The organism is Spirosoma arcticum, assembly GCF_054779955.1.
Genome location: NZ_BAAGXG010000042.1, coordinates 1 through 8,963, shown reverse-complemented (window position 1 = coordinate 8,963; position 8,963 = coordinate 1). Strand labels below are relative to the sequence as shown.

Genomic DNA, 8,963 nt, shown 5'->3' with positions numbered 1-8,963 from the left:
TGTCTGGTCAAATACACGTCTTTTCTTCATGGGTACTTTTGGGTTTGTTCCCAAATGTGCCTAAAATCCGTCTCCAGTCAAATGTAGCAAGTCCATTAGATCAAAATGAACCGCAGAAGGAATTACACGGCAATTTTCAAATGGTTCGCATCCCAATGGAATCATTTGAGGAAGGGGATATGATTGGGTCATTACGCGTGATTGCTACACCGGGTCTTACCCCCGGACATGTTTGTTTTGTCGATGTACGCGACAATACATTATTGGCGGGCGACGCGTATTCAACTCTGAACGGGGTAGCTACTTCAGCTCGTACCTATGTCTGGTTTCCCCCGCCCGGTCTCTACACTTGGGATCGAGACTTAGCCCAGTAGTCAGCAAAAAAACTGTTAACTTTTAATCCATCGCTTCTCTTAGCGGGACACGGGAACCCCGTACCGAATCCTATTCAAAAGATGACTATCGCTGTTGGTGAGAGCGAACGCTGACAGTACATAATTTAGGCTATATAGTAGTAAAGTGCAATACCCGACCATGCAGTAAGCATAGTCGGGCGTTGTGTTATTTCGAGGTGTGTTATATAATACTTCTTGTGTAATGAAAATAATCTAAGCGATGAAGCTTTAATGCTATTGCTCTAAAACCTGTTTTGGTGCTAAACTTCATCTTCAGTATAAACAACGACACAACGGGCCCGTTTTAAGAATGACCTAGCCTGGTCACGGCTGTGAGAACAGTCGAGTGACTGGCTTTGGGTCTGTTTTATCCTACAAATCCGTTCGTACAGCTGTGATCGAGATCAAAACTGAGAATGCCCGAGCGAGCATATTTAAAATCAGCCAAGGGATGGAGATGCAGGAATGGGAAGTTAAAAATCGTCAGCCCCAAACTAAACTAAAATTAAAATCTCCTCATTTCCACGATGAGTATCAGATTGGTTTCGTCCGTCAGGGATTTATCGAAAACACCTACCGTAAAAGCAAAATACTCGTCACGCCCCAAAAGTTATATATTATTCAGCCCGCTGAGATACACGCTGAAGATCTAGTACGAGAGCAGACGCTCCGGTTTTGTTTCGCTTTTATCACCCCGCAACGACTTCAACAATCCGTTGAAGAGATGACAGATGGCAAACAGGTCAATGTGGATTTTAACGAACTGTTGATGACGAATAATTTTCTTAACAATCAATTCGTGAAGCATACGGCCTGGTTCTTTTCAACGCTTCAACAGCCTTCCTCCAACCTCGAACAAGAGACCCGCTTTTTGGGCTGGATTACCACTGTTTTAGCTAACCGGAGCAGTTCAAAGCTTCGTATTAGAACGCTGGGTAACGAACAGAAGGCCGTCAAAGCAGTGAAAGTGTGTCTGGCCGACAACTTTGCCCAGCCTACTTCATTGGCTTTCTTGGCTGATGTAGCGGGTCTAAGCAAATTTCATCTCCTACGGTCATTTGTTAAAGAAACGGGGATGACCATCCATGACTACCAAACCCAGTTGAAAATTTGTAAAGCTAAAGAACTGCTTAAAAAAGGAAGCCAAATCGTCGATGTAGCTTTAGAACTGGGCTTTTTCGACCAAGCTCATTTTAGTAAGTGCTTCAAACGCTTCACCTCCCAAACACCGGGGCAGTTTCGATAACCGGAAAAATGGCCGCAGACCAGCTTGCTCTATTGGTCTGCGGCCATTGGTTTGCCGCAGTTTTCAGGACCAGAACGAATCGAACGCATACTGGTCATCCTCAAAAGCCTGGCCCATCGCAATTTTGCCATCACGTACCTCAAAAACCAATGCCCGGTTGTAGTTCAGAGTTTTATCGTTTCGGGTGGCCGTCTCAGCGACAACGGTATGAATGTGATTCTCATGGACAAGCCACGCCAAGGTAGCGACTATTTTATGGGTTCCGCCTGTCAGTTCATCCATTTGGCTGAGTAGGTTCATTACCGCGTCGGCACCCTGATGCTGGCCCGCAATCAGGCTTTTGCCCCGGATCGTCATCACCACATTGTCTGTGAGTAAGCCTTTTGCTTTGGCCGTATCGCCCTGCTGAATGGCATCAATAAACGCCTGCATCACCTCGACCGGCGGAAGCTGCGCAAAACCCGGCTCGCCCGACGTAGCCACTATATACTGAGTTTCCATACTTGAGTTGGTGTACTGATCAAAAAGGAGTGGTCCCGGCAGGCGTTTTTCAAATTCCCAGAAAGGCATCTACTCCTGCCTGATCGGCCTGAAAATGTTGTAGATTAAATTTCCGGCCATTTTTGAATTCAAACAGGACTGTTTCTTCCCAGGTGAAGGAGCGTCCGTTGAGGTCGGCGTGATTTTTAATGAACAGAATTACCTGATCTTTCTCGTTGACGAGCCAGTGCATTTCACTAATGCCATACGTGCCCTTCGTCAGTTCCATGAGTTTGCCCAGATACCCCATCACTTCATTTGGCCCTTTGTACACGCCCGACAGCACGTTGTGGCCCGGTACGGTGTAGGTGACTTCAGGATCGAAAACAGTGGCTCCAGCTTCGTAATCACCCCGCGCCATAGCGGCCTGATAGGCACGGATTCGTTGGACAAGGGGGTGCTCCAAGGCACCTATTTCGAGGGTTGTTGATTCAGTCATGGTCTTACTTGATGAATGGTTGACGTATCGATGATTGGTAAATCCGGTTTCGTTCCAGGTAGTAGCCCAGCCCGATTAGAGGTAGAATGAAGACTACGCTAAATAGCACCTGGTTGGTCTGGATACCGAGGACAGTCGGCATGGTCAGCCCGTTGGCATCTTTGAACGCTGTTCCCGGAAAAAGAATGGCCGGTAATTGAGCCAGCCAGTAGAGGGCAGCAAATAGGGTACCCTGGTTGAGACTTTCCTTGTCGGCCAGGTCTTTACGACCCCACAGGGCCCACAGCGAAAGCAGCCCTAAATAAGCTCCGAAAATCATGGTTTGTGCATTGTGAAACTTGGCATGTGGTGGCCAGTCTGGATTATAAATGTGGGTTTGATTCCAATCGGCCAGATAAGGAGATACTGCCGTGAAAACCGCTACAAAAGATATAATAAGCTTTCCCGTTTTCATCACCAGAGTCAGTTCGGAAGTTAGACGGTACAAAAATGCAGGGGGCTTTATTTAGAATCTTGTAAAAAATTGCTCAACTACTCGCAGATACTTGCAGACTTGTTCATAAATAAACGAGCGATTACATGTGAACAGAGGTGCTATTTTACGTACCGATAGTCAATCTATTTCAGTTGTGAAAAATAGTATTTTTCCGTTAAATCAGCCATAAGACAGGCCTTTACCTCCCTATGCAATGTTTTGTACTTTTTATAGTGAGCGTTAAAAAAGGCAACCTTTTCATGAACGCTTTCAAGCACTAGTAGCAAGAGTCAGACTATTTCTCTTGCTAACAAATAGCGTCCATTTGGCCAAGGGATTTCATGAACGATAAAGCCTAAAGTATTTTTTTGTACGAAAACAATAAGCAAGGCTGAATTAACTATCAAAAAGGCATTGCAAGAAGTAGTACATTCTTTAGAAAGACCTCCTGTATTCATCATAGCATTCATTGGTCGCGTGGTACCAAACCGTTGCTTACTATATATCTTACGGTCCTGCTCCGGCCGGTGCGCCGTGGTGCGGCATTCCGACGGTCGGCCCGCTCCGGCGTACCGGCTGCCGTGCGATACCGGCCGTTGCGCCGAGCCCGCGGGGGCGGACCGTACCGGAGCGGTCGCTTCAGCGCTTCCTAACATATAGCTGATTATAGAACAGAAAAAAGTCCCCACATATATGAGCTTTTTAGCCTTTGCCCTGTTTTATGGTATTGTTCTATGAAACAGTACGGCGAGTCTTACCTTTTTTACTATTTGTTTAGTCGAATTCTTAGCAGGCGGGGATTAAATTAGCTTAAGCTTCATTTTGTTTCTTTGCAGTATGGCCTCTCAACAAGACCTTGATTTTACTTACTCTACCATTGATAAAATCTTCCGTCTGAGTATGGGCCAGACCGGCGATTACAGCGGTGCCATGTACAATGGTGACTTCACGTTAACCCTTGAGCAGGCCCAACGCCAAAAACACCAGTTCATTGCCGACAGCCTGCGCATTGGGGCTGGTTCGCGGGTGCTGGATCTGGGCTGCGGTTGGGGACCTTTTCTCCACTATATCAAAGAGCGCGGGGCCATTGGGCAAGGCGTAACACTCTCGCAGGGGCAAGCCCAGGCGTGTCGGGCCAATGGTATGACTGTCGACATCAAAGACTGTCGCCAGATCACCCCCGCCGATTACGGCCTCTTCGATGCCATTAGCTGTGTGGGGGCCATGGAGCACTTCTGCTCGATAGCGCAATACCAGGCTGGTCAGCAGGAGGCAGTTTACGCTGATTTCTTTATGAAACTCAATGATTTATTACCCACCGGGGGACGGGCTTACATTCAGACGATGGTCTTTGGCAAAAACATGATTCCTTTTGAGCAAATCAGTCTCCTGGCTCCTGCCGATTCACCAGCTTACGCCCTGGCTCTGATGATTGCCCAGTTTCCAGGATCGTGGCTGCCAGCCAGCGTTGAGCAGGTGATCCGCACTGCGCAACCTTTTTTCAGGCTGGTTTCCCAAAGCAGCGGGCGGCTGGATTATATCCAAACTATCGGGCAGTGGCGCAAGCGGTTCCGGGCTTTCAACTGGCAGAAGTATGGTCTTTACGCTACCCTGCTGCCCAAATTGCTAACGGATAAAGCCTTTCGGGACTTGATTGCGGTGTTCCGGGTAAGCCCTAACCGGGTATGTTTCCAGCAGGAGACGATGGACCATTACCGGCTGGTATTTGAAAAAGTATAGTTTATTGCGTCTCTGTCGTAAATTGCTGTCTAAAATAGTAGGTCTACCAATTAGTCTATACATTGATGAACACCGTGATGCGTACACTTAACCAAATCATCTCCGTAAACCCGGCTTATGTAGGGGTTGAAGCGAGGTTACACATTCGCTTAGAAGCTGACAAGCAGTGGTCCTATGTATTGAAGAAGCGCAATCCGCGCTGGTTATGACGGTCGGCCGCTGCCGTGGGTCGAAGATCATGCTACGGGCGAGATTGTTGCGTTCTTGTTTGGTCCGGTCCGCCGGTGCGGGCGGACGAATGCGAGTTTCAGGCGGTTGCTGAAGATGTTAGCTGAGTCAGGAATTGTGGTGAGTCGCTGGTTCACCGATTATTGGTGCGGGGCCGCCCGAGCGGGCTTACCAGGACCTATTACCGGCCGAGGTCCATCAGGTAGGGAAAGATCAAACGCAAAGCATCGAGCGAAAACATTTAGACTTACGCACCCGAATTAAGCGGTTAGCCCGTCGAACGATCTGTTTTTTAAAATCTGTCTTGATGCACGATACGGTGATTGGCTTGCTGATCAACCATCTGTTTTTCAAGTTAAATGTCCACCTTTAAAGCATGACCAATAAGCCCAGTAGACCAGCTAATCCAATCCATCCCCAATTGGTATCATCATCTCTCTCGGTATTCTGAGTTGACGTTGTGGATGCGTTTTCCCCGCCCCTGTCCATTTTGACTAAATGCAGGGGTAAGACTGAGTAGGAAAGCACTCACGACAAATAAGCGGACTGTCCTTTTCATCACATTCATTGTTTTTTAGTTTGATTCGTTGAGTGTGCGTTTACCAAGTTGTTAGCAGTGTCCAGTTTTGTATGTCCCCATAGCCCATCTATGGGTAGCAGCCCCCAAATAGTAAATCTACCAAGGTGATCGCCTAAAATAGGCGTTACACATTTTTCGTATACAGCCGCTTTATAACGTGACAATAAACACTTGATAGTCAATTGGCTAGCTGGTTTCTTCATACACAGGTAATCAGTAGCGCTGTTTTCATTGTTATATCTTTCAGTTAATAAGTGAGGTTTAGGTACCCTTAGGGGCGGTCCGGGGCCGCCCACGGTCCTGCTTGAAAAAAACCTATCAATATGGCATCCCAACCGTAGGGAAGACCTCATATATGGCCAAATCTCCACCGTTGAACATGAATCCAACAGCTATAGAAGCAAAACTTCTAAAAGCTTTGTACGAAGCTCCCGAGATGTCAGGAGAGATAGTCGTTTTACTGCAGAAGAAAGGAATTGATTTTTCGCTGGATCAGGCCCATGCAATGGGTAAAAAACTCCATAGGCGTGGCTATGTCAAGTATGAGGGCTCAAATATGTTTACAGACGTAACGCTGATTGGTAGAGGAGTGGAGTACGTTAAGAATGGCTCTAAGAAAAGTGCCGAGTAATCCCAGGGGACTATGCCGAATCGTGTATGGTTTGACAAGACTATCTAAAATGTAAAAATGCCAGTGGTGACATAGTATGTCACCACTGGCATTTTTCGAAGAGTGGTTTCATAACTAATGTGACTGTTGCAAAAGTAGATCAGTATATAATAAAACTGATCAGGTACTGGCAGGGCAATTATCATTCCGCCTTGTTCAACGGAAGTAAAGTGTAGGAACTTCTTCAAGTTATACGCCATAGCGGCCACATACATCACTTTGGCTGCGGCCTCTCGACCACGGGTGTTAATTTGGCGCAGCCCATAGTAATTGACCAGACTGCCTAACACCGGCTCGACCGTCGCGGACCGCAGTCGCATCATCCGTTTCCCAAACCGACTTGATAACCGCTTTATTACTCGCTCGTATTGGGCTTTATAGTAAGTATCATACAACCGTTTCTCGCTGGCTTTCTTGCCTTTACACGGCTCCCCAATCGGGCAGTGCTTGCACTCAGATGCTTTCGCTAGGTAGCGTTTTTTGGGATTTCCTTGCTTGTCAACCAACAACTTGTCAAATGCCAAGTGGTTCCCCTGACTACACGTGTAATGGTCACTCTTCGGATCGTAATCAAAACCGGGTCGCTTGTCCTTGTACTTGCCGTGGGGAGAAACGAACCCAGTTAATCCTCGGATTTCCAGTTGTTCATAATTTTCCCCTGAACTATATCCCGCATCAGCCACCACATGACTCATGACCACGCCAAAACGCTTTAAGCGGTCCTGAGTCGTGTCGACAATAGGCAGTAGATTGCGGCTATCGCGCCGGTCAGCCGAATTGGCCTGGATGTGGGTAATTACATGCTGATCGGACCGCCGAAGCGGCGGCATCCACGCTTACGCTCGTCATGTATGATAGTTGGCGAGGCTTGCCGGTTTTGAAAGCAATGCAGGCATCAGGATCAGTCGGACAATAATGGGTGAGATTGCTCAGGAGTTGTCCGGCTTTATTGGGGGCCGCTTTCTGAATATTTTTATGGAAGCGGTAGATGTGCTGTAAACGGTCTACTGAGGCCGTTAGCCGAGGTGATCTTGGTTTGCCTAACGCAGTAGGGTGTGCCTCAGAGGGCCAAATGGTAGGTTTAGGTCTAAGCCGACTCATAGATGCATTCGCCTTAATGTAGGCTGAATCAATCACTTGCGTGTGACCACTCACCATCCCTTTATGGATGCACAAACCCACGATGTGACTAAAGCAGGCGTCAAATACCGAAACCGGGATGCGTTGGCGCGTACGGGCGAGGGTGCTTTGATAGGGTAAGGACTGCTCCAGCTCATAGCCTAAAAAAGCCCGGATACCGACATGCAGCGTAGCTAATTCGAGCAGCTTACGGTTCGATGTAATGTTCTCTATATGGCCTACTAATAGAAGTTTAACGAATACCAGCGGATCGATGGATGGTCGTCCAATCGGGCTGTAGAAGGGTTCGAACAAGGGTCGGACAAAGCCAAAGTCCACGTCCCGTAAGAGAAGCTGGTAGAAGTGGTGGGCTGGCACGAGTTGAACCAGCGAGGTATTCGATGGATGATAGCCTAGCATACGCTGACAACTTATCTATCCCTCAATGAGTTACTTTTGCAACAGCCACTGATCTTATATAAAGAGATTCTTTGGGGAGGTTGCCAAATGATATCAAGTCTGCTTTATCGAAATAATCAAATTTCTTGAGCCGATCGAGTAGTGATAGAAAGACTTAGTAGATTAAGCGCCATCAAGTAGGGCATAATAAAAGGAATAGCTGGAATTGATGCTAAATAAGAGCCGATCGTCAAGGGCATAAACGAGAAGTCAGGTAAGACGCTTAATAAAAAGCCGAGTAAACTAATAACGATGTAGCTCCAGCAAGCTCCTGGCTTAAACCAACGAGTCGTTTTTAGAGAGGCCCCGAAAGCAGCCGTGGCTAAATAGGTCAACCCTACCTCGACTCCGCTTATCCAAGCAAATTGGTCTCTCAAAGGCAAGTACCAGTCCGGTCTTTTCGCCGAACCAGACGCCACAAAAATCCGGAACGATTCGGTTAAAAAGCTCCCCCAATACGTCATATTAAGCATGAACAGGGGCATTGCCAGAAAAATGGCTACCAGCCCGAGCAACGAATAAACCTCTTCACCCGCCCGTTTTAATTGAATTCTTAAGAAGCTAAACCCAATGGTGATCAGTACTCCACTGATCAAGAGAATACTGTAGCGAACTTGTTGCTCAGTTGCGGTAGCTACCCAACTGGCGGCCGTCGTGGGTGGGGGACCCATACCGGCAAAGATGGAAATGAACAGCCAAGGAGCCATCAGAAACAAGATGCTAATGAGAAGGTGGCTTTTTGGCTCATTCTGTTTTTGAATGGCCTGTTTACTCAGAATCCACGTGGCCAAGATCATCAAACCGGCATGGACGAGCCAAATGGGAATATAGAGCTTATAACTACTATGGCCTAAGGCAAAACCAAGTATAGCTACCACAAAGGGGACAAGGGTAAGGTAAACTTGGCTGAGGTTGTTCACCTTCATTAGAAAGATTGGTTACCGATGAAAGATTTCGGGTTTAATCCAGAAAGCCACTCGTATGCTACTGGAATAGGTTTACAAAGGGGAACAAAACTGATTATCAGCTTGGTATTGCACATTTCCGTACCGAACTTTTTTATACGGATACC

Annotated in this window: 12 protein-coding genes and 1 pseudogene; 5 read left to right on the top strand and 8 right to left on the bottom strand. The window is 47.2% G+C overall.

The genetic code is table 11. From position 1 onward, the window contains the following. Both ACYVHB_RS32620 and ACYVHB_RS32615 read left to right on the top strand, forming a co-directional pair. Window positions 1-374, top strand: a pseudogene (locus ACYVHB_RS32620) (hypothetical protein); the annotation flags it as partial. Between the two features lie 415 nt (window positions 375-789). Then, complete coding sequence (locus tag ACYVHB_RS32615; RefSeq protein ID WP_461056237.1) at window positions 790-1,641, top strand: helix-turn-helix domain-containing protein; 852 nt, start codon at window positions 790-792, stop codon at window positions 1,639-1,641. Between the two features lie 63 nt (window positions 1,642-1,704). Here the strand turns inward: ACYVHB_RS32615 and ACYVHB_RS32610 are convergent, their stop codons facing one another. The 4 genes from ACYVHB_RS32610 to ACYVHB_RS32595 form a co-directional block, all read right to left on the bottom strand. Further along, window positions 1,705-2,142, bottom strand: a complete 438-nt coding sequence (locus tag ACYVHB_RS32610) for a nuclear transport factor 2 family protein (RefSeq protein ID WP_461056235.1) — start codon at window positions 2,140-2,142, stop codon at window positions 1,705-1,707. A gap of 49 nt (window positions 2,143-2,191) precedes the next feature. After that, the gene (locus ACYVHB_RS32605; protein WP_461056233.1) at window positions 2,192-2,620 is read right to left on the bottom strand and encodes a nuclear transport factor 2 family protein; all 429 of its coding nucleotides are present in this window, start codon (window positions 2,618-2,620) and stop codon (window positions 2,192-2,194) included. Window positions 2,621-2,624: 4 nt separating this feature from the next. Continuing rightward, window positions 2,625-3,074, bottom strand: coding sequence for a DUF6640 family protein (locus ACYVHB_RS32600; protein ID WP_461056232.1), 450 nt, complete (start codon window positions 3,072-3,074; stop codon window positions 2,625-2,627). 311 nt (window positions 3,075-3,385) lie between these two features. Continuing rightward, window positions 3,386-3,565 carry a hypothetical protein gene (locus ACYVHB_RS32595; RefSeq protein WP_461056231.1) on the bottom strand — a complete coding sequence of 60 codons (180 nt, stop codon included), beginning with the start codon at window positions 3,563-3,565 and terminating at the stop codon, window positions 3,386-3,388. A 367-nt stretch (window positions 3,566-3,932) separates the two neighbouring features. Between ACYVHB_RS32595 and ACYVHB_RS32590 the strand changes: the two genes are divergently transcribed. Both ACYVHB_RS32590 and ACYVHB_RS32585 read left to right on the top strand, forming a co-directional pair. Then, complete coding sequence (locus ACYVHB_RS32590) at window positions 3,933-4,835, top strand: SAM-dependent methyltransferase (RefSeq protein ID WP_461056230.1); 903 nt, start codon at window positions 3,933-3,935, stop codon at window positions 4,833-4,835. A 367-nt stretch (window positions 4,836-5,202) separates the two neighbouring features. Next, the gene (locus tag ACYVHB_RS32585; protein ID WP_461056241.1) at window positions 5,203-5,436 is read left to right on the top strand and encodes an IS1 family transposase; all 234 of its coding nucleotides are present in this window, start codon (window positions 5,203-5,205) and stop codon (window positions 5,434-5,436) included. Here ACYVHB_RS32585 and ACYVHB_RS32580 read toward each other — a convergent pair. After that, a complete protein-coding gene (locus ACYVHB_RS32580; RefSeq protein ID WP_461056239.1) occupies window positions 5,433-5,552 on the bottom strand; it encodes a WGxxGxxG family protein in 120 nt (39 codons plus the stop codon). The genes ACYVHB_RS32585 and ACYVHB_RS32580 overlap by 4 nt on opposite strands. A 470-nt stretch (window positions 5,553-6,022) precedes the next feature. On the opposite strand from ACYVHB_RS32580, the gene ACYVHB_RS32575 reads away from it, so the two are divergent. Continuing rightward, entirely contained in the window at window positions 6,023-6,274 is a 252-nt protein-coding gene (locus tag ACYVHB_RS32575) for a hypothetical protein (RefSeq protein WP_461056229.1), read from the top strand. Window positions 6,275-6,318: 44 nt separating this feature from the next. Here the strand turns inward: ACYVHB_RS32575 and ACYVHB_RS32570 are convergent, their stop codons facing one another. The 3 genes from ACYVHB_RS32570 to ACYVHB_RS32560 form a co-directional block, all read right to left on the bottom strand. After that, window positions 6,319-7,143 (bottom strand): transposase, encoded by an 825-nt coding sequence (locus ACYVHB_RS32570; protein ID WP_461056228.1) that lies wholly within the window; start codon window positions 7,141-7,143, stop codon window positions 6,319-6,321. Beyond that, window positions 7,082-7,852, bottom strand: coding sequence for a transposase (locus ACYVHB_RS32565; RefSeq protein ID WP_461056227.1), 771 nt, complete (start codon window positions 7,850-7,852; stop codon window positions 7,082-7,084). The genes ACYVHB_RS32570 and ACYVHB_RS32565 overlap by 62 nt, the downstream gene beginning before the upstream one ends. A gap of 116 nt (window positions 7,853-7,968) precedes the next feature. Beyond that, window positions 7,969-8,817: a hypothetical protein gene (locus ACYVHB_RS32560; RefSeq protein ID WP_461056226.1), complete on the bottom strand. Its 849-nt coding sequence runs from the start codon at window positions 8,815-8,817 to the stop codon at window positions 7,969-7,971. Window positions 8,818-8,963: the final 146 nt, after the last annotated feature.